This window comes from Virgibacillus ndiopensis, assembly GCF_900187325.1.
In the GTDB taxonomy this organism is placed as follows: Bacteria; Bacillota; Bacilli; order Bacillales; family Amphibacillaceae; genus Virgibacillus_E; species Virgibacillus_E ndiopensis.
Genome location: NZ_FZMZ01000003.1, coordinates 67,128 through 90,026, shown reverse-complemented (window position 1 = coordinate 90,026; position 22,899 = coordinate 67,128). Strand labels below are relative to the sequence as shown.

Genomic DNA, 22,899 nt, shown 5'->3' with positions numbered 1-22,899 from the left:
TAGTGGCTTGAATAGTGATGTGGCAGGTTATTTGAACGTTATAGCAATTTTAGCGACTTGCTATCCCCATATGAAATATGTTTCACTGTAAGGACAATGTTAGGAAATGAGGGAATAAACATGAAGAAGTTTATTATGTTAATTATAGCAATAACTTTGACAACAACGTTAGCAGCTTGTAATGATGGGGCAGATTCTGATTCTGCGAAAAAAGATGAAGAAACGAATACAGAGCAGCAAGAGCAAGCTAAACAAGGCGTTGAGATTAGTGAAGATGAAAAGGTTAAAGACGATAAAATAGTCTTAAGTATAAATGATACCGACATTAAAGGTAAACAATATAATACGATTTATGAACAAACTAAAAACTTAATGAACCAATATGGTCAAGATGTTAGCGATAAAAATATGATTAAGGAACAAACGCTTAATACAATTATTGGAAAAGAGCTTTTGACTCAAGAGGCAAAGAAACAGGATATAAAATTTGAAGAATATATTAAACAGGAAACAGAAGGGATTAAGGTAACAGACGAAGAAGTTCAATCTGCTTACGACAAAATAAAAGAACAAAATAAAGATGTTCCGAAGTTGAAAGAGATAGAAGAACAACTTAAACAAAGCTTAAAGCAACAAAAAGGAAATCAAAAACTGCAGAAAAAGATTGACGAGCTGAAAAAAGATGCAGAAATTAAAAATATGATTTAAAGATAATGAAAAAGCAATAAACACAAAGATCCCTCCAAGTCTGGAGGGATCTTTGTGTTAAGGAGTTGAGACCTGTTTATTAGCAATTACTTCGTTAAGCTTTCTAAAGAAAATATTCATATCCTCGTCAGTTCCGATTGTAATGCGTAAATAATTTTCAATTGGTATTTTGTTAAAGTGTCGTACGAGAACTCCATTATCTTTTAGCTTTTCATACAGCCATTCGGCTTGTAACTTATAATGACTTATAAAAATAAAATTAGTTTGTGAAGGGAGGACGGTAAAACCACTTTTCTTTAGTTTCGTAATAACCCAGTTGCGCGTTTGGACGACTTTTTCTGTTGTTTGTAAAAAGTAGTCATTATCATTGATTGCCGCTTCCGCTCCAGCAATAGCTAATCGATCCAATGTATACGAATTAAAGGAGTTTTTTATCCGTGTTAATCCTTCAATTAAATCAGCATTTCCAAGTGCAAAGCCGATACGCAGACCAGCGAGTGATCTTGATTTGGACATGGTTTGTACGACTAATAAATTGTCGTAAGTATCAATTAAAGTGGCAGCAGATCCACCACCAGCGAAATCGATGTATGCTTCATCAACAATCACAACTTGATCAGGATTGTTGCCGATTATTTCGATAATGTGTTCCAGCTCTAAATAAATACTGGTAGGTGCATTTGGATTAGGAAAAATCACACCACCTTCAGATTGAAAAAATGCATCAACAGGTATAGTGAAATCTCTAGTTAGTGAAATCTCCTCATAAGGAATATCAAAGAGTTTAGCATAGACAGGATAAAAGCTATACGTAATCGCTGGGAAACGGATCTTTTTTTCTTGGTCAAAAAATGCCATAAACGAAAAACCTAACACCTCATCTGATCCATTTCCGACAAATACATTCTCTTTCATGAGTTGATAACGATCAGCGATTGTTTCTCTTAAAGCATCTACTGTCGGTGACGGATATAGCTGTAGCTTTCGATCCATTTCATGCCTAATCGCATTAACTACATGTGGTGATGGTGGATAAGGATTTTCATTCGTATTTAATTTTATGATTCCCGTTTGGTCTATTTGTTCACCAGGCACGTATGGATCTGTTTGCATAGCCATTTTACTCCAATATTTACTCACAATGGATCCCTTCTTTTTGCATATGTCTTTTAAACAGCTCATTTTTAATATCGTTAACCGTAACATTTTGCATTTCCATTACAATTAATGTGTGATAAATCAGATCAGAAATTTCCCAGATAAGTTCGTTTGTATCGGAGTTTTTAGCACCAATAATGACTTCGCTTGCTTCTTCACCAACTTTTTTTAGAACTTTGTCAATTCCTTCATTAAATAAATATGTTGTATAAGATCCCTCAACTGGCTCTTGGCGTCGTTGTTTTATCGTAGTGACCAGCTGATCAAGCATGTCGAAGGTCGGTGCATCTTCCTTGTAAAGGTATTGATAAAAGCAGGATTCGTTACCAGTGTGACATGCTGGTCCAAGCGGTCGTACCTGAATTAAAAGCGCATCACCATCGCAGTCATACGTAATTCGTTGCACAAGTTGTTTGTTACCAGATGTTTCCCCTTTATTCCATAACTGTTGTCTTTTTCGACTGAAAAACCATGTTTCTTTTGTTTGAATTGTTTTCATTAAAGATGTTTCATTCATGTATGCAAGTGTGAGAATCTTACCACTGTTACTATCCTGGACAATGGCAGGGACTAGTCCGTTATGGTCAAATGAAATCTGTTCGATATTTACTTCCATGATCTTTCCCTCCTCATTGTAATACCGTTTTTAGCTAAATAGTTTTTAAGATCAGGAATTTTAATTTCATCGTAGTGAAATACAGAGGCTGCAAGTGCCGCATCGGCCTTACCTTCTTGTAAAATAGTTGCGAAGTGTTGTATTTCACCTGCACCGCCACTTGCTACAATTGGAATGTTCACTGCCTCTGCAATGGCTTTTGTTAGATCGAGATGGTAGCCATTTTTTACTCCATCAACATCAATTGCATTAACAACGATTTCCCCTGCTCCAAGTTCTGCACCACGTTTTGCCCATTCGATTGCATCTATTTCTGTATCAATCCTGCCACCATTCATGAAGACCGACCATTTTGACGGGGATGTCTGTTTAGCATCGATTGATAAAACGACACATTGACTGCCAAACTTTGATGCAGCGTCTTTTAAAAGAGGGGGATTTTGGATAGCTGCACTGTTAATCGAGACTTTATCAGCACCCGCCCTTAGGACACAGTTGATATCCCTAACTGACCGTAAGCCGCCACCGACAGTAAATGGGATATTAATTTCTGTCGCAACTTTTTCAACAATGTCTACAAATATATCCCTATCTTCATTGGACGCTGTGATGTCATAAAAAACAAGTTCATCAGCGCCTTCATCATTATAACGTTTAGCCAATTCTACTGGATCAGCTACGTCACGGATTGCCTGAAACTTTTTCCCTTTGACAACTCTGCCACGATCAACATCAAGGCATGGAATTATGCGCTTAGCGAGCATTGCTATCATCCCCCAATAACGATTCAAATGATAATGTACCATCGTACAATGCTTTACCAATAATGGCCCCATATAATTCCAATGTCGCTAACCGCTTGATATCGTCTTTACTAGATACACCACCAGAAGCAATTACATTGATAGATGTCGCTGAATTAATTGTCTCCAGTTCAGAAAAATTTGGTCCGGATAGCATCCCGTCTTTCAGAATGTCTGTATATATAATAGTGTTTACACCTAGTTGTTCTAATTGTTTTACTAAGTCAATCGCTTGAACATTGCTTGTTTCAAGCCAACCATTTGTTGCAACATAACCATTTCTAGCATCGATTGAAACAGCAATTTTATCACCGTACGTGTTAACAGCCTCTTGCAAAAATGCTTTATCGTTAATAGCAGCCGTACCAATAATGACTCGACTTACACCGACAGATAAATATGCTTCGATAATGTCCATCGAACGGATCCCGCCACCAACCTGAATAGGGATAGATGTATTTTGAACGATAGATTGAATTGCGGTTTTGTTAAGTGAATCTCCCGTTTTGGCTCCATCGAGATCTACAATGTGGAGGTATTCTGCTCGTTGTTTTTCCCACCTGTTCGCCATGTCTGTTGGAGATTTACTATATACATTTTCTTTCGCATAGTCTCCTTGAACTAAACGCACACATTTTCCGTTCCGAATATCAATTGCTGGAAAAAGTATCATAAAACCATCTCCCCGAAGTTTTTCAATAGCTGTAGTCCGTTCTTTCCGCTTTTTTCTGGGTGAAATTGCATCCCAAAAATGTTGTTTTTCTGTACAATGGCTGGAATCTGGACGCCGTAGTCACAACTGCATACAAGCTCTTGTTCATTGCATTCATCAACATAATAGGAGTGAACAAAATAAACAAATTCTTGTTCATTGATGTTAGTTAATAGGTTATTTGGACTTTGGTGAGCTAACGTATTCCAGCCCATATGCGGAACTTTCACAGTGCTGTCAATTCGTTTTACTGTACCATTTAGAATTGCTAAGCCTTCCCATTCCCCGTCTTCAAAGCTCTTGTCATATAGTAGTTGCATGCCTAAACAAATGCCGAGTATTGGTTTACCTAAGGAGGCTTCTTTTTGCAGTACTTCTGTCAGACTGAACTCATTTAGTGCATCCATCGCATCTTTGAATGCGCCAACCCCTGGTAGAATAATAGCTTTACTGTTTGTAATAACGTGTTCATTGGTCGTTAAACAGGAATCCATATTCAGCTTAGATAAAGCAGATTGTAAGCTTTTAATATTTCCTGCACCGTAATCAATAATCGCAATCATGTATGCCTTCTCCTTCTCGGGACAGAGGGACAGACCCCGCGTCCCGCTCGATTCTTTGGGGACAGAGGGACAGACCCCATGTCCCGCCGCCCCCCATGTCCTGCTAGAGTGATCCTTTTGTTGAAGGAACACCATTGATTCGTGGGTTTTCTCGACTTGCTCCGTCCAGCGCACGCCCGAATCCTTTGAAAATCGATTCAATAATATGGTGGCTGTTCGTGCCATATTCTAAATTGATGTGAAGTGTTACGTTAGCATGGTTAACAAATGCTCGGAAAAACTCTTCCACAAGCTCTGTATCAAATTCACCAACCTTGTCTTTCAGTCCTCCAACATGATAAACAAGATTGGGACGACCACTTATATCCAATGAAAGCTTTGATAATGCTTCGTCCATCGGCGTTGTTACCGTTGCATAACGATTGATCCCTTCCTTCGTGCCTAAAGCTTCATGAAAGGCCTGACCCAAAACAATTCCAATATCCTCAACGGAATGATGCTGATCAACCTCTAAATCTCCATTACATGTAACCTCTAAATCGAACAAACCGTGTTGCGTCGTAAGTGTTAACATATGATCAAGAAAACCAACGCCGGTGTCTATTTTTGTTGTGCCGTTCCCATCAAGGCTCAAGCATAATTCAATTGCTGTTTCAGCTGTTTTCCTGCTTATTGAACGTTGACGCATCTTGTTCATCCTTTCTAATTTGAACTGAATTTGCATGTGCCGTTAAACCTTCTGCCTTTGCCAACGTAATAATTGAATCAGAGGCATTAAGCAAAGCATTTTTTCCATACTGGATAATGCTCGTTTTCTTTACAAAATCATAAACCCCGAGTGGAGATGAAAAGATGGCAGTTCCATTGGTTGGCAGTGTATGATTTGGCCCTGCAAAATAATCGCCTAATGGCTCAGGTGAATAGTTCCCGAGAAAAATGGCTCCAGCATGTTTTACTGCATGCATGCTTTCGGCTGGATTTTGAATCATCAACTGTAGATGCTCGGGTGCAATGTCATTTACTAATTCAAATACATCATTCAAATCCTGTACAACAATAATTTTTCCATTTTGGGTTAACGATTTCTGGATAATTTCATTTCGATCAAGTGTGATGACCTGTCTCTGGATTTCCGCTTTTACTTCTTGCGCAATCACATCACTAGTTGTAATGCATATAGATGATGCTTGTTCATCATGTTCTGCCTGAGAAAGCAAATCTGACGCAACGTAACTAGGGTTGGCTGTTTCATCCGCTACAACACAGATTTCACTTGGTCCAGCTATCATATCAATGGCAACATCGCCAAACACCCATTTCTTTGCTCTTGCAACGTATGCATTTCCTGGTCCAACTATTTTTCCTACTTTCCCAATAGACTGCGTACCGTATGCTAAAGCTGCAATTGCCTGGGCACCACCAATTTTGTATATGTTGTCAACACCTACAACTTGAGCCGCAACTAATACACATGGGTTTATTTTGCCGTCTGCTTGCGGTGGGGTTACGATACTTATATCGTTAACCCCTGCCAACTTTGCAGGTATAACGTTCATTAGGACTGTGGAAGGATAGGCTGCTTTCCCACCTGGTACATAAACTCCAACCTTTTCAATTGGTGTAATTTGCTGTCCTAGTAATCTACCATCATCATGGTAAACCGACCAAGATTGTTCCTTTTGTGCTTCATGGAATCTAGTAATATTTTCTTTTGCTTGCTCAAGAGCTTGAATAAAGTCTTGGTTCACTAGCTTTCTAGCTTCACTAATTTCTTTTGAAGTAACAGAAAGAGAATCTAATGTAACACCGTCAAATTTTTCGGTATAGGAGTAAAGGGCATCGTCTCCTTTTTTTCTAACCTGTGTAATTATCTCTAAGACTGATTGATCTAGCGTTTCATTGTTAAAATTAACCGATCGATCCAACCGTTCTGCTAGATATTGTTCTTGTTTCATTATCTTTATCAATTTTTACACCTCCAACGCCCGTTCTAGTTGATTCATAAATCGGTGAATACTTGCTGATTTTGTAGCAAAACTAGCTTTGTTTACGATTAACCTCGTACTAATTGCATCAATTGTTTCGATTACCTTTAGTCCATTTTCCTTTAATGTTTTCCCTGTTTCGACAATATCAACGATCAAATCCGAAAGCCCAATCAGGGGTGCTAATTCTACTGATCCATTAAGTTTTATTGTTTCAACCGGAATAGTACGCTGCTTAAAATACTCTTTTGTTACTACCGGATATTTTGTAGCAATGGTTAATTTCTGCGACTGGTCATTAAGTTTGTCTGAAGTACCTGCAAGCACAAACCTACATTTACCAAAGTTCAAGTCCATCATGTCATAAATATCCGCTTGGGCTTCAGCGATGTTATCTTTACCAACAATCCCAATATCGGCAGCACCTTTTTCAACGTATGTGGGGACATCAACAGCCTTTACATATACTAGTTTTATTAGCATTTCTCTGTCGTGGAATATTAGCTTCCTAGTTTTCTCTTCAAAATTGGGAAAATGAACACCAGCTTTTTCCAAAAGTTTAATTGCTTGTTCGGCAGTTCGGCCTTTTGCCATGGCCAATGTTAGGTAATCCACTTAAAGCTCCTCCTTGTTTTGCAAAAGCTCTTGCAGCAGTTCATCCTTATTTGAAAATAAACGTGTATTGTATTGATCCCTAATTGAAATAGTATTTTCTTCGTAATGCACATTATAGGAAGCCAAAGAGTTACTAGTTGAGTTACCTAAATGTGTAATAACACTGCATCCTCGTTCTCTTAGTTCCTGTGCGGTAATCAATGCATCTCTTTGTGTAGTAGGTGAATACGAAATATGGAAGTCAACTAGTGACTCTATCGTTGGAAAAAGAGCTTGTTGCTGCATGGCACTAAAAATCGAATCAACATCACAGGCAAATCCAATAGCAGGTATTTTCGTATTAAACTGCTCAGCTAAATGATTATATCTTCCTCCCATTAGAACTGGCTTCCCGAAGTTTTCAACAAACCCTTGAAAAATAATATCGGAGTAATAATTCATATGGTTGATCAGCCCTAAGTCAAATGAGACAAATTGGTCCAGCTTATATATTTTTAACAGCTCATTTACTTCGATAAGGTTGTGTAATGTATCATTCATCCGTTCATTAAGAATAACTGCTTCTGCACGTTTCATAACATCTTCCGTGTTCCCGTACAAAAATGGTATTTGTTGTAAGGAATGTCTAACGTCTGTATTTATGGACAGCTTTTCAAGAAATGGTTTTATTTCCGAAAAGTTTTTTGCTTGTATCATTTGTTTTAGTTGTGTCGTTTCTTGTTCAGAAATGTTTATTTGCTTTAATAACTCTTTGAAAAAACCTGCATGACCTATTTCTAATTTGAAGTTGTTAAATCCTAAGTCGTTTACTGTTTGAATAGCTAATGCGATAATCTCTGCATCCAGTGCAGGGGTACTCGGTCCAAAATTCTCGATGCCAGCCTGTGTATGTTCCTTTTTGTCCTGCTGTACGATGGAATTACGAAATACATGTGAGATGTAAAAGAACCGCTCCTCACTTGAAGGAATTTGTTTATTTGTTGCCACGATACGTGTGATAGGTATTGTCACATCTGGCCTAAGAACTAACACCTTCCCAGATGGATCGATTACCTTTATCATTTCGTCACTATTAATCGTTCCTGCAATGGTTTTGTATAAATCGTATTGTTCAAACGTAGGTGTTTGGATTTGCTTATAACCATAAGTTGAAAAACGATTTTTAATTTTCGTCAATAGATGTTCTCTCTTCTGATAATCTTTAAGACTAATAGTATTCACACTTTCAAAAACATCCTGTTGCATAGCAAAATCTCCTATCTACGCTTTATTACTTTATCACTTTATTTAATTAAAGTTGTATAGTATTCTAATAATAAACAGAGAAAAAGTCAAGATAGAAAAGGGGATATTTTATATGTTTGATTATCATGTGCACAGTGATTTTTCGGCAGATTGTGAAACATCGATGGAAAAAAGTATTGAAAAAGCCATAGAGATGGGATTAAAAGAAATTTGTTTTACCGATCATATCGATTATGATTATCCAGATCCGACAATTACGTTCGATCTTGATTTACCAAAATATAATAGGAAGATGGAGCAATTAAAGGAAAAATATTCGAACAAAATTACGATTAAAAAAGGTGTAGAAGTCGGTGTACAACCGTATCTCTTGCCGAAGTATGAGGAGTTAATGAATACTGATTGGTTCGATTTTGTGATCTGTTCCATGCACACCACAGACAAAAAAGATCTGCATTCCGGGGAGTTTTTTAACGATAAATCAATTGATGAAGCCTATGGTGCATACTACAAAGAATTGTTATATTGTGTACAAAATTATCGCAAATACAATATCCTTGGACATATTGATCTAGTGAAAAGATATACAAAGGGAAAAGCAGAAGGTAATTTTCACGAAATTATATCGCAAATTTTTAAAGAAATCATTCCTGCAGGTAAAGGTATTGAGTTGAATACATCAGGGGTTAGATACGGACTGGATAGCGGGATGCCTAGTGTGGACATTTTAAAGCTTTATAAAGAAATGGGAGGGGAAATATTAACGCTAGGATCTGATTCACATAAAGAATCAACAATTGCATTTCAATTTAAAGATTCCCTTGCGTTACTGCAACAAATAGGTTTTCGTTACATCACTACTTTTGAAAAAGGAGAACCGACATTTCATGTAATAAATAAGTTGAAATAGTTGTTTAATCCAAGTAATTGTCATAAAGTTTTCTTCACCTTGTGCGGTATTATACGATACACGATGATATAATAAGATTGTAAAAAATTTATAGCTATAGCTGGTGTATGCAATGAAACAAGTAAAGAAGATACTTTTAATTGTAGGTGGATCCATCTCCCTAGTATTAGGTATTTTGGGTATTATTTTACCACTTCTTCCAACGACACCAATGCTGTTGTTGACAGCGGCTTGTTATGTAAGAAGTTCTGATAAACTATACCAATGGCTTATAACCAATAAATACGTTGGATTATATATTAGAAATTATCAGGCGGGCAAAGGAATTCCATTAAGAGCAAAAGTCAGCGGTGTCCTGGTACTATGGATTTCGATGGGTTACACAATTCTGTTTGTCGTCCCATTAGTCACAGTCAAGGTATTGTTAGCCTTGATAGCGGCATATTTTACTTGGTTCATTTTAAAACAAAAAACATTAGAAAGAAGCTAATTTATCGGGGAGCAGGACTGTTGAAAAAGAAACAAATTATACAAACATTATTTATTTTAATCATTGCGGCGGGTATCATTGCCATAACCTATATGCCTGAACCTGCGAAATCAGAGCCAACTAAAACGCCGCCAACTGTTTTTGTTCATGGATATAAAGGAACTTATAATTCGTTCGGGAACATGCTGGAGCGATTTGAAAAGCACGGATGGGGAAATAAGGCACTCGTTTATTATGTATCTCAAGACGGTAAGATTAGGGAGTATAATCTTAATAAAGGAAAACGAGAACCAATTCTTATTCAGGTCATTTTTGCAAACAACCGCGCAAGTTTTGATGATACATCTGCATGGCTTGCAAGTGTTTTACAGCATATGAAAGTTACTTACGAAATTGATTCGATTAATTTAGTCGGGCATTCGATGGGCGGCTTAGTATCATTAAAGTATCTGGAAGAAAATCATGATGCTGACCTCTATCCAGTAACGAAGAAGCTGGTCACGATTGGCAGTCCATTTGATGGGATATATAGTGATTATTATTTTACAATTAATCGAGACGCAGCGGCAACAGATCTCAAACCGAATTCAGCGGCTTTAAAACTGCTCAGGCTTAACAATAAGAAAATATCAGACAATGTTAGTGTGCTAAGCATTGGAAGCACAGGTGATTATGTAGCAGAGCCAGAAAGCGTGAAGGCATTACGAATGATTATACCGGACAATCAATTGATGGAGAAAATGATTGAAAATGCTAATTTAGGTCATAGCGAACTGCATGAAAGCGAACATGTGGATAGGTTAATTCATTCTTTTCTGTGGCAAGAACAGGAAGAATAACTTACAATAAGTATAAATAAGGAATATAGAGATAAAGGAATGATTTAGGTGGTAAATGATCATCATACGTACGAAAAATTAATACAACTAATATCAGCAGAAAACGTGATGGTTAATGAACCCTTAAACAATCATACGTATACACATTTAGGTGGTAAGGCTGATTATTTTGTAACACCAGAAAGTTATGAGCAGGTTCAGAAAATCGTTAAGCTAGCAATAAAAGAACAATTGCCGTTCACCCTATTAGGGAATGGATCGAATTTAATTGTTAAAGATGGCGGAATCCGTGGGGTCGTGTTGAATCTGAAACAATTGTCTGCGATAACTACTAATGGAACGACCATTGTTGCACAAAGCGGGGCACGTATTATTGATACTTCTAGAGAAGCATTGGCTCATGAATTAGCGGGATTAGAGTTTGCTTGTGGAATTCCTGGTTCAGTTGGAGGGGCTTTGTTCATGAATGCCGGAGCATATGGTGGCGAAATCAAGGATGTCCTGGAAAGTACAATTGTGGTTGACCGGGAAGGGAACCTGCTTACTTTAGCAGCTGATCAATTAGCTTTGGAATATCGTTCAAGCAATATACCCGATAATGGTTACATCGTATTGGAAGCAACGTTTTCGTTAAAGGAAGGAAAATACGATGAAATAAAAGCTATTATGGATGATCTAACGTTTAAAAGAGAATCAAAACAACCATTAGAATATCCTTCTTGTGGTAGTGTGTTTAAACGACCACCAGGGTATTTTGCTGGAAAACTTATTCAAGATAGCGGATTGCAGGGCAAGCAAATCGGTGGTGCGCAAGTATCATTGAAACATGCAGGATTCATCGTAAATAAGGAAAATGCTTCTGCTGAAGAATATATTGATTTGATTCATTTTGTACAGGAAACGGTTAAAGATAAGTTTGGTGTTAGCTTAGAGCGTGAAGTAAAAATTATAGGTGAGGATTTGGATAATTAAAGTATATCGTAGCTGAGGACAACTAGTAAACGTTGTTCTCTTTTTTTATAAGTGGTTTTCTAAGGAATGGTTGTTTTTGAATAGTTCATTATTAGTAATTAATTGGTACTTTAACAGTTGATATACAAGTTGACATCCTGAGGAAAGTAACGTCAATAGCGATCTATAATTGTAATTAGAATTAAATTAAATTAATATAAGATAAGGGATGTAAAATTCCTAATTATTTGATTAAAAGGAGCTGAGGAAATTTATGATTGTCTATCCATATATTTCTAATATCTATACGGCAGGTAAGATTTTTATCAAATCTAATAAAGGGGATTTTTATGGACAGAAACAAATACTCAGCTATTGCACACAGGGATCATGTATTCAGTAACCCAATTAGTTCAGCGAAGATCAACAAATTAATTAATCTTATTGCATTGAAATCTGAAAATAAGATTATTGATATTGGGGCCGGAACCTGTGAGTTACCTATTCGATTTATTGAAAAATACAACGTTTCAGCAACAGCCATAGAACTTTATCAAGGCTCAATTGATAAGGGGAAACAACGTGCCAATGGCAGAATACCTATGGAAAAAATTGATTTTATCCATGCAGATGCAAAAACGGTTATAGAAAAATTTTCCGATAATCATTTTGAATTAGGTATTTGTATAGGCTCAACTCACGCTATAGGAGATTTAAGCTCTACGCTTAAAGCACTGAAGAAATGTGTGAAAAAAGATGGTTTTATCCTTATAGCTGAAGGATATTGGAAACAGCCACCTAGTTCCGATTATCTGAATGCACTCGGTGCAGAGGAATCCGAATTAAAGAGCCATTATGAAAATATTCAAGTAGGGGAAAGTTTAGGATTAATTCCCCTTTGGTCATTTACTGCTAGTGATGATGATTGGGATAATTATGAATGGCTTTATGCAATGTCGGTTGAAAACTATTGCTTTGAGAATGCGAAGGATCCAGATTGTCCAGAAATGTTGGAAAAAATTAGATCTTGGAAGCAGACTTATAACAAATGGGGAAGAGATACGTTAGGATTTGGACTCTATCTTTTTCGGAAGTAACTAATTACAGATGCCTAAAAGGGTGGTTGTTTAGTAAAGTAATAGACATGGACCCATTCTTGAAGGCTTTTATATAGCGTATAAAAGGATCATCCATTAGTTAGGACTAATATGGATGATCCTTTAATTAAATTAATGAAAAGATAAAAATTAAAACTAATATTAATTTGATAGTCGGTTAAACCATTATTTTCTAAACCTGTGTAAAAAGCTTTGCAGTCGTTCATTTTCTGAATGCTCCAGAACTTGACTTGGTGGTCCTTGTTCAGCGATTACACCGTTGTCTAAGAATAGAACACGGTCAGCAACATCAAGCGCAAAATCCATTTCGTGTGTAACAAGAACCATCGCCATTTCGCCTTCTTTTGCAATATCACGAATTACCTCAAGTACTTCGCCAACAAGCTCGGGGTCAAGTGCTGATGTCACTTCGTCAAACAACATGATTTTTGGGCGCATAACTAGGGCACGTGCCATCGCTACGCGTTGCTTTTGTCCACCTGAAAGCTGGCTTGGATAATTGTCTAGTTTATCACCTAACCCAACTTTTTCTAACATTTCAATGGAATGCTTTTTAGCGGTTGCTTTATCTTCTTTCTTAACCTGTACAGGTGCAGTCATACAATTTTCCAAAATCGTCATATGTGGGAAAAGGTTGAAATGTTGAAAAACCATTCCAATATCACCACGTACTTCACGTAAATGTTTTTCATTGGCAGGAACGAGCTGACCGCCTTTTTCCATTTGCCAAAGGTTTTTGCCGTCAACGATAATGCTACCTGATGTTGGTTGTTCCAATGTCATTAGCATTCGGATAATTGTTGTTTTACCAGATCCACTTGGACCAATAACGGCAACCTTTTCTCCAGGTTTAATATCTAAATCTATTCCTCTTAGTACACTAACATCGCCAAACGATTTATGAACATCTTTATACATAACAATCGGTTCTGTCATTACATCCCAGCTCCTTCTTGGATTTATTAACGTTTGCATGAAGTGATTCTGTGTAATTGAATTACAGGTTCAGTCACTTCCAGATCCACGGGCTAGCGGCTGGACCCCCCGAGACCCCGAGCACCAAGGTCGTGTGCTCTAAGGTTCCTTTCTTACGCTTATCGTCGCTATCCGGGTGCATTCGCTTTTGATATCGGTTTACTTCCTGTTGGTGTTTTTTTGTCAAAGCGTCGGTTCATTTTACGTTCAAGTTTATTAATAAGAATTGCTGATGGGTAGCTTAAGACTAAGAATAAGATAGCTACAATTGTTAATGGCTCTAGATATCTCCAGTTTTCTGCGCCAAAGTTATTTGCCATCTGCAAAATACCAACAACCCCAATAGTAGAAGCCAGTGGAACTTCCTTAAACATAATAATTAAGTAGTTTCCTAGCATTGGAATGGTAGGGGGAATAGCCTGTGGCAAAATAATTTTAGTCCATTTTTGTCTAGTTGAAAAATTTAATGCCCTGGATGCTTCCCATTGTCCTTTATCTACACCATCAATTCCAGACCGATACACTTCACCAATATACGTACTGTAATGTATACCTAGTCCAAGAACGGCGCTTGTAAATGGGCTTAGTGTCATTCCAATACCGGGTACCATTGGCCAAGCATAATAGATAAAGAATAGCTGAACAAGTGGTGGTGTCGACCGAATGAATTCCATGATCCAAAGTATAACCCATCGTACTGGTTTTACAGGGATTCGTCTAACAAATGTCCAGATAAAACCAAAGATCAACGCAAATAAATAGCATGCAATTGTTAATCCTATTGTAATACCAATACCTTCTAATACGTAAGGGAAGGCTTCAAGGAATATTTCCCAACTCCAATTATTCATTGACTAGCCACCCCTTTCTTAGATGCACTTTCCATTTTCTTTGTTAGCCAAATCAATGGTAAAGCGATAATAAAGTAGAATACGAGAACTAATAGATAAACGGTTGGTGCTTGTGATAGATCGGAGCTTCGTAAAATGTCTCCGTAATATAGAATGTCTGTCATTCCAATTAACGAGACAAGTGATGTAGACTTTAACATTAGAATGAGATAGTTACCGAATTCCGGAAGCATCATACGAACTGCTTGAGGGAAAATAACAAGTCTCATGCGTTGAAAACGTGACATATTTAGTGCTGTAGCAGCTTCTGTCTGTCCTTTTGCTACAGACAAAATAGAACTACGAACGATTTCTGACATATATGCACCATAGTTTAATGATATTGCAAGTACACCAGCCCAAAAATCACTACCTATTTCAATACCAAATAAAATTGGTAGTGCATAGTAAAGCCAAAATAATTGTACAATTAATGATGTCCCGCGAAATACCTCAACATAAAAACCGGTGATTTTACGGAGAATAATATTATTTGAAAGGCGACAAAATCCCGCAATGAAGGCCATTAAATACCCGAGAACAATTGAGGCAAGAAGTACCTTAATGGTAATTTCAACACCTTTTACAAGGACAGGAAAAACTTCCACAATAGCATCCACGGTAAATCACTCCTTTTTTGTATTTGATTTTTTGCAAAATGATAGGGTCAGACCCCCTGGGTGAGGGAGCCGGACCCTATGGAGTCATGTCACTTATTTATTTTAATACTGTTCACCACTGCAAACTCCTTCAGCTGTAATATCAGCCGGAACTGAATTTCCTTCCGCACTGAATCCATTTGCTTCTAAGAGCTCTTTTACCGTTCCGTCTTCTTTTAATTTTGCTAGCTGTTCATTATAAGCTTCACGTAAAGCATCATTATTCTTATGGAATGCTGCTGCACCATAGCTTGGTGTACCCTCGATATCTGGTTGCTCAAAGTCATCTACAAATTCAAGCTTTTCATTTCCAGAGGATTCTAATGCCATTTTAACGGTCATTTCTGTACCAGTTGTTGCGTCAGCACGACCGGATTCAACCGCCGAGAATGTTGCAGGAATATCTGATGCGGGTTGAATTTGGTCATCTTTTACGCCTTCATGCTTTACATATTCATTTTCCGTTGCGCCTGACATGATAGACACTGAGGCACCCGACTCTGCAATATCTTTATAACTGTGTAAATCTTTAGGATTCCCCTTTTGAACGATGAGACCTTCACCGTACATCATTTCAGGTTCTCCAAAATCTGCGTTTTCACAACGATCCGGATTAATTGCCATACCTGCTGTAATTACATCGAATTTACCAGCATTTAATCCAGGAATGAGCTGGCCGAAGTCTGATAATTTACCTTCAACATTGTCAATACCCATTTCTTTAAAAACAGCTGTTGCAATATCCACCGCTGCACCTTTCAATTCTCCATCTTCCTGATATGCATACGGTTTTTCATTGGCAAAACCAACTGTCACCGTACCCTTATCTTTAAGTTTTGCTAATTTATCTTCCCCACTGTCACCGCCATCACCACTAGCATCGTCTGAACCACACGCGGCGAGTAAAATAAGTGAGAAACAAAATACAGCCATAAGTAAAAGTTTCTTCATTTTCTAAAAGACCTCCCTTTTATTTTGAAAAAAGCATTAAGTAAAACATTGTTTAACTAATGCTAGGTCAAAATATTCATATTTTTTACGTGTTTTGCTACTTATCTCCTAGGTGAAAATGATTGTCTATCTGTAGAGGAAAGGTAGCAGCTTATCAACTTCGAGCAGACATACTTTAATATTAAAGATACTTTTATCAATACTCAAACGCAGTATATTTAGATAATTTGGAATAAATTTGCGTATTCTATACTGAACGACACTAAGCTGACAAATGCAAAAATATGCTTGTTTATCTTTACTAATACTCTTATATACTTTAAATTTGTAAGAATTGGTATTTTTTCAGTTTTACTTTCATATTATGATTGTTAGACAAATTATCTGAAAAAAGGTACGATACAAATGAAAATATGATTGCTATGGAGGGGTCTTAATGGATGTTGTGGTAGTAGGCGCAGGTGCTTTAGGTGCATATTTCGGTGGACGTTTTGAAGAAAGTGGGGCTAATGTAACATTTTTAGTCCGAGAGAAACGAGCTGAACAATTACGAGAAAATGGTATTTCGATTTCTAGTAATCTAGGAAGTTACAAAAATGATGCTCCGAACTTTATAACAGATGCAAACAGGATAGATCGTGCAGACCTCGTATTAGTTAGTGTAAAAGGATATCATTTATCAGGAACACTAGATAATTTAAAAATATTGGTAGAAAAAGGTGCTTATGTGCTTCCTGTTTTAAATGGAATTGAGCATATTAGTTATTTACAGGATGAGCTTGGAAAAGATGCAGTTCTTGGTGGACTTTCATTTATTATAGCAACGCTGAATGAAGAAGGACATGTTATCCATTCGAGTGATTTTCATGATCTTGTTTTTGGGGCGCTTGCTCCAACACAGACATATATTTGTCAGCAAATAGAGGAGCTTTGTAACAAGGCAAATGTTAACGGAACAAATAGTGATTCCATTTTACGAGAGCTTTGGAAGAAGTATACGTTTATTAATGCATTTTCTGGAATAACAACTGCTGCAAATCTTCCTATTGGACAAATTCGTGAGCATGGCAGTACATTTAAAATTGCTGAAACAATCTTACAGGAAATGAAACATCTCGCCAAGGAATACCGTGTTGAAATAACGGAAGAAGAAATAGAAATGGCAAGGAATAAATTGATGGGATTGGATAAGGAAGCTACTTCATCTATGCATCAAGATCGCCGAAAAGGATTAACCCTTGAAGTTGACCATCTTCATGGGGGAGCACTTCGTTTGGCAAAAGCGGTCGGCTTAGATCTTCCATACACAGAAACGGTTTATGGCTTAATAAAACCATTTGAGAATGCGTAAGGAGTAAGGGGAATGTTTAAATTAAGAGAAGCAAGATATGAGGATTTTTCTGAGATTTCCAGAATAAATAATACAAACGAGAATGTACATTTATCTGTCAAGCAGGATCAAATAGATAAGGCATTCTTTACTAAAATTATAGAGGAGGATCATAGAAGAATCTATTTAGTAGAAAAAACTGGTAGAATTATTGCTTTTCTATTGTTTCGGATTGATAGCATTTCAAGTATAATCTATATAGATGAACTTTCGATTGATGCTAGCTATGAGAAAAAAGGTCTTGATGAACATCTATATCAAAAAGTAGAACGAATTGCTGAGAAAAAAGGAATAAAGCAGTTAATGGCGAGAATAACTACTGAGAATGCAGATGTTCATAATTTTTTTGCACGAAAAGGCTGGGTACAAGACAGTAATAAATATCTGTTAAACATGAAAGAAATAGATAAGGAGTAATTCTAATGGTTTCATATATTGTTATTGCAGTAGTGATTATACTTGTTGTTTTAGTTTTAACACTGGTTTCCATTTCAAAAGGATATGATTATAAACATACAGTTGATCCAATGCCTGATGAAAAAGATGAAGCAAGTGTGTACGAACAAAAAGACCGCACATCCTAATGCGGTCTTTTCGTATCTAATGGTTTTAATTTCGCTTCAATTTCCAAGCGGTGTTCTTCAAAGGCTGGAGGCAATGCTAGTGATTCTCCTAAACGATCAATATCTTCATCAGCTGTAAACCCAGGTCCGTCCGTAGCTAATTCAAAGAGAATACCATTTGGTTCCCTGAAATATAGCGATTTGAAATAGAAACGGTCTACCAAACCAGAATTTGGTACACGCTCCTTCTGTAGACGTTCACGCCATCTTGCTAATTCCTCTTCGTTTTCTACACGGAATGCAACATGGTGAACGCTACCACGTCCAGGTCGTTCTTTAGGCAAGTCGTTTCGTTCTTCCAAATGTATCTCTGCACCAGTTCCTCCTTCACCAGTTACAAATACAAGGATATCTGGTTGTCCGTTAATAGGTGACGGATAACTAGAAACATGTTTAAATGTTAAAATTTCAGTTAAAATTGTAATGGTTGGCACTGAATTCTCTACGGTTAGCTTGGCAGGACCAAGTCCGATAATACCTTTTTCAATTGGAACACTACTGTTCGCCCATGGATTACCCCCTTGTACGCCCACATTTGTTTCATCTGATATTAATGTTAAACGTTGCTTTTCTGGATCACGAAAATTTATTACCTTGCGATTATTCTCATTTGTAATACCGTCGTTATCCACATTGTATTCGTTAAGCCGATTTTGCCAGTATTCTAAAGCCGTATCATTTGAAACCCTTAATGATGTAACGGAGATACTGCTTGTACCTTGATAAGTAGTTCCTGCCCTAGGTATTTCAAAAAAGGTTAAATCGGTTCCAGGGTTACCTCTTTCGTCGGCATAAAACAAGTGGTATACCGATGGATCATCTTGGTTTACTGTTTTTTTTACTAATCGCATTCCAAGTATTTCGGTATAGAATTGATAATTTTGCTTTGCATTTGCTGTGATTGCTGATATGTGATGGATTCCTTTAAGTTCTTCCATAAGTCATCCTCCTTATGAATTGGAAAGTATCTTGAATTCAAGATATTTTTAGTATAAGTTTAAATAATACGAATGTCTACTTTTTGGTTTACTCTGTGTTTATTTTTGGTCTTAATCCATTTTTTAATTGATGAATACTAAGCCCAAAATCCATCTGCAAATGAGGATAATCCTTAAAGTTATGCCAATCCCCGCCCCAGGTAAAGCCCATTTCTTTTGCGATTTCAGCAACCTCAAACCAATCAGACTCACCATTGTTGTTTCCATCATAATGAATATCCCATATGAGATCACCATTTTTATTTTCTAATGCATAATCAAAAGCTAGTCCATAATTGTGATAGGATTCACCACCTTTTGCGTGTGTGACAATAGTTCCTTCCTTAGAGCGGCCTTGTTTAAATAATTCATTTTGCCGTTTAATGGAACGGAATTTTTCGGTAATGATGACATTTATACCAATCATAGAAGCTTTTTTTAGGAGGACGTCTTTCTTTTCTTCAACGATTGGATGCAACTTTGTTGGTAGTGGTGCATTTTGACCAAGGTCGTTATATTTATCATTTACTTGATTATAGACAAAAATTAGTAGGGCAAAGAATATAATGAGGATAATCCAAGTTAGGATATCTTTATTTAACCTTTTCAATGATCTGGTACTCCTTTAGTGATTGATGATATTCACGATGAAACTATTTTGGTCATATTTTCGTAAATAATTTATAGGTGAAAGAAGTGTATCGAAATTGCTTGTCGATTAAATACATTATATATAAAATGAACGAAAGGGGGAAAAAGATGTATTATCTTTTAAGTATTGTTATTGGCTATTTGTTTGGAAGTATTCATGGTTCACAGATAGTAGGGAAGTTAAAAAAAATAGATATAAAAAATGTTGGCATTAAAAACGCCGGAGCATCAAATACAACTATTCTATTAGGATGGAAGTATGGCATTTTAGTTGCACTAATTGATATATTCAAAGCGACATTATCCATTATTTTATTATTATTTATTTTAAGAGAAAATGGAATTACTGACGATACACAAACACTAATGGTTTATATTAATGCACTCTTCATTATCATAGGTCATAATTATTCTATTACGATGAAATTTACTGGAGGGAAGGGAACAGCATCATTGGTTGGTGTGTTGTTAGCAATTGATTGGAAAATTGCTGTAATTGGCATCGGCATCTTATTTATTTTCACCTTTGCAACCGATTATTTAGTTATCGGCGTTTTGTTTATGTATTTGTCATTTTTAATTACGACGTATTATTTCTTTGGAATAGAGCCTACTATGATTGTTGTATTACTTTCGATTTTATCCATTATGAAACATATCGAAAATTATAAACGTATTTTAGCTAAAGAAGAGACAAAGCTCTCTAGTATGTTTCAAAAAGATGCTAAATAAAACAGATGGAGGTAGTGACACTGGATATCATAATTTGGGTAGTTATTGTTGCACTATTTATTTTAAGTTTTGTTGGGATTATCTTTCCGATCATTCCTTCCCCCCTTGTCATTTGGGGAGGATTTTTACTCTATCACTTTGTTATAAATGCAGATGAATTGAATATGGTTTTCTGGATTGCGATGGCTATATTGACAGTCATTCTTATCGTAGCGGATATTGTAGCGAATAGTTATTTTGTTAAGAAGTTCGGTGGGAGTAAATGGGGTGAAAGAGGGGCTGCAATTGCAGTTATTATTGGTTCATTTGTCATTCCTCCATTTGGGATTTTAATTTTACCATTTATTGCGGTTTTCGTTATTGAATTAATTCAAAAGCGGACGGCTAAAGAAGCGATTAGAGCGTCTATTGGTTCACTAATTGGATTTTTAGGTGGGGCAGTTGCGAAGGTTGTTATTCAACTGATTATGATTGTATGGTTTTTTGTTGTCGTATTCATGTAGCGAAAGGAGTAATTTTAAATGAATAAACCACCTCGTGTCTTAACAATCGCAGGTTCCGCAGCTGGTGGGAGTGCTGGTATTCAGGCGGATCTAAAAACATTTCAAGAATTAGATGTATATGGAATGAGTGTTATAACAGCACTTGTGGCAAGACATACTGTAACAAACAAAAATGTACATGCTCAAACCATTGAAGCAATAGAAGCACAATACGCAACAGCTGTTGACCAGGTTGGAGTAGATGCATTAAAAACGGGAATGCTTTTCTCTAAAGAAGTAATTGAAAAAACAACAGAAATTATTAGTGAATCCGATGCGCAATCTGTTGTTATTGATCCTGTTATGGTAGGTAAGCTTGATTCAAAATTGTTGGAGGATGATGCGATTGAAGCTATGAAGGACAAGCTCATTCCACTGGCAACGATCATTACCCCAAACATGCCTGAAGCTTCATTTTTGTTAGATGAACGGCCATTAACCAGTGTTGATGATTTAAAGCAAGCAGCTGTGGACCTACATAAATTAGGGCCAAAGTTTGTTCTACTAAAGGGAGGGAGATTAAAAGGTCCAGCTATTGATGTTCTATACGATGGAAAAGAATTGACTACATTAGAAGCGCCACGGATCGATACGATTCATACTAGCGGTGCAGGATGTACATATTCTGCAGCGATTACCGCTCACCTTGCTAAAGGTAAAACAGTTGTCGAAGCGGTTCGTTTGGCAAAAAGCTTTGTAACAACAGCGATAGAATATGGATTTACCTATACAGACAAAGTTGGTCCAACATACCATGCTGCATTACGTACACAAGGTGAACAACATAAGATAATCATAAATTAGTGGGACATGGGGTCAGTCCCCGTGTCCCGGGACATAGGGACTGACCCCATGTCCCAGAATAAAATTTTGGAGGGATTATGCAATGGGTAATGAGCATAAAGATCATCGCCATGAGACAGTAAGTGTTACGGAAAAAGAGGATTTGTTGGGTTTAATCCATATGCGGTTCGGCAGTGTGCCAGATGATATTAAAGAAAAGATTATGGCAATCGGAGACTTAGATGTATTAGATCGTTTATTTCTTATTGCTGTTAATGCTGCGAACTGGGATGTGTTCGTCTCAGAATTAAATGAAGGAAAGAATTCGTTCAAAATGGTAGGCGATGGATTTGACCCATTAGCAGAAATAAATAAGAAGGAAGAATAAGCTATCGAATGGGGGCGAATATGGTGAAAAGAGCACTAATTAACATTGATTACACCAATGACTTTGTTGCTGAGAATGGTAAACTTACGTGTGGTAAACCAGGACAAGCTATTGAAAATAAGATTGTTTCACTGACGAAAGAGTTTGTACATACAGGGGACTATGTAGTATTTGCTATTGATGCTCATGAAAAAGGGGACCCCCATCATCCAGAATCGGCATTGTTTCCTCCGCATAATGTAATAGGTACCAAAGGTCGCGATCTTTACGGTGAATTAGCCTCTGTCTATCGTAGTCATAAAGAGAATAAGCATGTTTATTATTATGATAAAACTCGTTATAGTGCATTTGCAGGGACGGATTTAGAAATTAAACTGCGAGAACGTGGAATTAATGAAGTTCATTTGGTTGGAGTTTGTACGGATATTTGTGTATTGCATACAGCTGTAGACGCTTATAATAAAGGTTTTCAGATCGTTGTTCATAGGGATGCGGTTGCGAGTTTTAATGATGCAGGGCATAAATGGGCACTGGAACATTTTGCAAATACGTTGGGTGCTAAGGTTATATAGATTTATAAATAAAAGCCAGGGAGTTTGTTTCTCTGGTTTTTATTTATGTGATG

At 36.9% G+C, this 22,899-nt stretch carries 29 protein-coding genes; 14 read left to right on the top strand and 15 right to left on the bottom strand.

Annotated features, from left to right (window positions below):
- The first annotated feature begins 120 nt into the window (after positions 1-120).
- Positions 121-708: a SurA N-terminal domain-containing protein gene (locus CS937_RS00565; protein ID WP_176555695.1), complete on the top strand. Its 588-nt coding sequence runs from the start codon at positions 121-123 to the stop codon at positions 706-708.
- A 57-nt stretch (positions 709-765) separates the two neighbouring features.
- Here the strand turns inward: CS937_RS00565 and hisC are convergent, their stop codons facing one another.
- From hisC to hisZ, 9 genes are all read right to left on the bottom strand, one after another.
- The gene (hisC, locus tag CS937_RS00560) at positions 766-1,848 is read right to left on the bottom strand and encodes a histidinol-phosphate transaminase (protein WP_099156550.1); all 1,083 of its coding nucleotides are present in this window, start codon (positions 1,846-1,848) and stop codon (positions 766-768) included.
- On the bottom strand, positions 1,841-2,482 hold the full coding sequence (gene hisIE / locus CS937_RS00555) for a bifunctional phosphoribosyl-AMP cyclohydrolase/phosphoribosyl-ATP diphosphatase HisIE (RefSeq protein ID WP_099156549.1): 642 nt from the start codon (positions 2,480-2,482) through the stop codon (positions 1,841-1,843). The genes hisC and hisIE overlap by 8 nt, the downstream gene beginning before the upstream one ends.
- Positions 2,473-3,246 carry an imidazole glycerol phosphate synthase subunit HisF gene (gene hisF, locus CS937_RS00550; RefSeq protein WP_099156548.1) on the bottom strand — a complete coding sequence of 258 codons (774 nt, stop codon included), beginning with the start codon at positions 3,244-3,246 and terminating at the stop codon, positions 2,473-2,475. The genes hisIE and hisF overlap by 10 nt, the downstream gene beginning before the upstream one ends.
- Positions 3,236-3,958, bottom strand: coding sequence for a 1-(5-phosphoribosyl)-5-[(5-phosphoribosylamino)methylideneamino]imidazole-4-carboxamide isomerase (gene hisA / locus CS937_RS00545; RefSeq protein WP_099156547.1), 723 nt, complete (start codon positions 3,956-3,958; stop codon positions 3,236-3,238). The genes hisF and hisA overlap by 11 nt, the downstream gene beginning before the upstream one ends.
- Positions 3,955-4,560 carry an imidazole glycerol phosphate synthase subunit HisH gene (gene hisH, locus CS937_RS00540; protein ID WP_099156546.1) on the bottom strand — a complete coding sequence of 202 codons (606 nt, stop codon included), beginning with the start codon at positions 4,558-4,560 and terminating at the stop codon, positions 3,955-3,957. The genes hisA and hisH overlap by 4 nt, the downstream gene beginning before the upstream one ends.
- 103 nt (positions 4,561-4,663) lie before the next feature.
- The gene (gene hisB / locus CS937_RS00535) at positions 4,664-5,248 is read right to left on the bottom strand and encodes an imidazoleglycerol-phosphate dehydratase HisB (RefSeq protein WP_099156545.1); all 585 of its coding nucleotides are present in this window, start codon (positions 5,246-5,248) and stop codon (positions 4,664-4,666) included.
- Positions 5,214-6,515 carry a histidinol dehydrogenase gene (hisD, locus tag CS937_RS00530; protein WP_425445443.1) on the bottom strand — a complete coding sequence of 434 codons (1,302 nt, stop codon included), beginning with the start codon at positions 6,513-6,515 and terminating at the stop codon, positions 5,214-5,216. The genes hisB and hisD overlap by 35 nt, the downstream gene beginning before the upstream one ends.
- Positions 6,516-6,530: 15 nt before the next feature.
- Entirely contained in the window at positions 6,531-7,160 is a 630-nt protein-coding gene (gene hisG, locus CS937_RS00525) for an ATP phosphoribosyltransferase (protein WP_099156544.1), read from the bottom strand.
- Positions 7,161-8,405: an ATP phosphoribosyltransferase regulatory subunit gene (gene hisZ / locus CS937_RS00520; protein WP_099156543.1), complete on the bottom strand. Its 1,245-nt coding sequence runs from the start codon at positions 8,403-8,405 to the stop codon at positions 7,161-7,163. It lies immediately after the preceding gene.
- A 112-nt stretch (positions 8,406-8,517) separates the two neighbouring features.
- On the opposite strand from hisZ, the gene CS937_RS00515 reads away from it, so the two are divergent.
- The 5 genes from CS937_RS00515 to CS937_RS00495 all read left to right on the top strand — a co-directional run bounded on the left by CS937_RS00515 (position 8,518) and on the right by CS937_RS00495 (position 12,692).
- Positions 8,518-9,315 carry a histidinol-phosphatase HisJ family protein gene (locus CS937_RS00515; RefSeq protein ID WP_099156542.1) on the top strand — a complete coding sequence of 266 codons (798 nt, stop codon included), beginning with the start codon at positions 8,518-8,520 and terminating at the stop codon, positions 9,313-9,315.
- A 112-nt stretch (positions 9,316-9,427) separates the two neighbouring features.
- Positions 9,428-9,805 carry a YbaN family protein gene (locus CS937_RS00510; protein WP_099156541.1) on the top strand — a complete coding sequence of 126 codons (378 nt, stop codon included), beginning with the start codon at positions 9,428-9,430 and terminating at the stop codon, positions 9,803-9,805.
- 20 nt (positions 9,806-9,825) lie between these two features.
- Positions 9,826-10,644, top strand: a complete 819-nt coding sequence (locus CS937_RS00505; protein WP_245835664.1) for an alpha/beta hydrolase — start codon at positions 9,826-9,828, stop codon at positions 10,642-10,644.
- A gap of 48 nt (positions 10,645-10,692) precedes the next feature.
- On the top strand, positions 10,693-11,616 hold the full coding sequence (murB, locus tag CS937_RS00500) for a UDP-N-acetylmuramate dehydrogenase (protein ID WP_099156540.1): 924 nt from the start codon (positions 10,693-10,695) through the stop codon (positions 11,614-11,616).
- Between the two features lie 329 nt (positions 11,617-11,945).
- On the top strand, positions 11,946-12,692 hold the full coding sequence (locus tag CS937_RS00495; RefSeq protein WP_099156539.1) for a class I SAM-dependent methyltransferase: 747 nt from the start codon (positions 11,946-11,948) through the stop codon (positions 12,690-12,692).
- 186 nt (positions 12,693-12,878) lie between these two features.
- Here the strand turns inward: CS937_RS00495 and ehuA are convergent, their stop codons facing one another.
- The 4 genes from ehuA to ehuB all read right to left on the bottom strand — a co-directional run bounded on the left by ehuA (position 12,879) and on the right by ehuB (position 16,188).
- On the bottom strand, positions 12,879-13,649 hold the full coding sequence (gene ehuA / locus CS937_RS00490; protein WP_099156538.1) for an ectoine/hydroxyectoine ABC transporter ATP-binding protein EhuA: 771 nt from the start codon (positions 13,647-13,649) through the stop codon (positions 12,879-12,881).
- Between the two features lie 167 nt (positions 13,650-13,816).
- Positions 13,817-14,539 (bottom strand): ectoine/hydroxyectoine ABC transporter permease subunit EhuD, encoded by a 723-nt coding sequence (ehuD, locus tag CS937_RS00485; protein ID WP_099156537.1) that lies wholly within the window; start codon positions 14,537-14,539, stop codon positions 13,817-13,819.
- Positions 14,536-15,198: an amino acid ABC transporter permease gene (locus CS937_RS00480; protein WP_099156536.1), complete on the bottom strand. Its 663-nt coding sequence runs from the start codon at positions 15,196-15,198 to the stop codon at positions 14,536-14,538. The genes ehuD and CS937_RS00480 overlap by 4 nt, the downstream gene beginning before the upstream one ends.
- A 102-nt stretch (positions 15,199-15,300) precedes the next feature.
- Positions 15,301-16,188 (bottom strand): ectoine/hydroxyectoine ABC transporter substrate-binding protein EhuB, encoded by an 888-nt coding sequence (ehuB, locus tag CS937_RS00475; protein WP_099156535.1) that lies wholly within the window; start codon positions 16,186-16,188, stop codon positions 15,301-15,303.
- A gap of 436 nt (positions 16,189-16,624) precedes the next feature.
- On the opposite strand from ehuB, the gene CS937_RS00470 reads away from it, so the two are divergent.
- Genes CS937_RS00470 through ytzI form a run of 3 tightly spaced genes read left to right on the top strand, consistent with a single transcriptional unit; the run spans position 16,625 to position 18,162 of the window.
- Positions 16,625-17,539, top strand: a complete 915-nt coding sequence (locus CS937_RS00470; RefSeq protein WP_099156534.1) for a ketopantoate reductase family protein — start codon at positions 16,625-16,627, stop codon at positions 17,537-17,539.
- A gap of 12 nt (positions 17,540-17,551) precedes the next feature.
- Complete coding sequence (locus tag CS937_RS00465; protein ID WP_099156533.1) at positions 17,552-17,995, top strand: GNAT family N-acetyltransferase; 444 nt, start codon at positions 17,552-17,554, stop codon at positions 17,993-17,995.
- A 5-nt stretch (positions 17,996-18,000) separates the two neighbouring features.
- Positions 18,001-18,162 carry a YtzI protein gene (gene ytzI / locus CS937_RS00460; protein WP_099156532.1) on the top strand — a complete coding sequence of 54 codons (162 nt, stop codon included), beginning with the start codon at positions 18,001-18,003 and terminating at the stop codon, positions 18,160-18,162.
- Here the strand turns inward: ytzI and CS937_RS00455 are convergent.
- Together CS937_RS00455 and CS937_RS00450 are read right to left on the bottom strand one after the other, a co-directional pair.
- Positions 18,159-19,139 carry a ring-cleaving dioxygenase gene (locus CS937_RS00455; RefSeq protein WP_099156531.1) on the bottom strand — a complete coding sequence of 327 codons (981 nt, stop codon included), beginning with the start codon at positions 19,137-19,139 and terminating at the stop codon, positions 18,159-18,161. The genes ytzI and CS937_RS00455 overlap by 4 nt on opposite strands.
- Positions 19,140-19,227: 88 nt before the next feature.
- Positions 19,228-19,788: a M15 family metallopeptidase gene (locus CS937_RS00450; protein WP_099156530.1), complete on the bottom strand. Its 561-nt coding sequence runs from the start codon at positions 19,786-19,788 to the stop codon at positions 19,228-19,230.
- Between the two features lie 149 nt (positions 19,789-19,937).
- Here CS937_RS00450 and CS937_RS00445 point away from each other — a divergent pair, with 149 nt between their 5' ends.
- The 5 genes from CS937_RS00445 (at position 19,938) to CS937_RS00425 (ending at position 22,846) form a co-directional block, all read left to right on the top strand.
- Positions 19,938-20,561: a glycerol-3-phosphate acyltransferase gene (locus CS937_RS00445; RefSeq protein ID WP_099156529.1), complete on the top strand. Its 624-nt coding sequence runs from the start codon at positions 19,938-19,940 to the stop codon at positions 20,559-20,561.
- Between the two features lie 5 nt (positions 20,562-20,566).
- Positions 20,567-21,064 carry a DUF456 domain-containing protein gene (locus CS937_RS00440; RefSeq protein WP_099156528.1) on the top strand — a complete coding sequence of 166 codons (498 nt, stop codon included), beginning with the start codon at positions 20,567-20,569 and terminating at the stop codon, positions 21,062-21,064.
- Between the two features lie 18 nt (positions 21,065-21,082).
- Entirely contained in the window at positions 21,083-21,907 is an 825-nt protein-coding gene (gene thiD, locus CS937_RS00435; RefSeq protein WP_099156527.1) for a bifunctional hydroxymethylpyrimidine kinase/phosphomethylpyrimidine kinase, read from the top strand.
- Between the two features lie 82 nt (positions 21,908-21,989).
- On the top strand, positions 21,990-22,274 hold the full coding sequence (locus CS937_RS00430; RefSeq protein WP_099156526.1) for a hypothetical protein: 285 nt from the start codon (positions 21,990-21,992) through the stop codon (positions 22,272-22,274).
- A 20-nt stretch (positions 22,275-22,294) separates the two neighbouring features.
- Positions 22,295-22,846, top strand: coding sequence for a cysteine hydrolase family protein (locus CS937_RS00425; protein WP_176555694.1), 552 nt, complete (start codon positions 22,295-22,297; stop codon positions 22,844-22,846).
- Positions 22,847-22,899 lie beyond the last annotated feature (53 nt).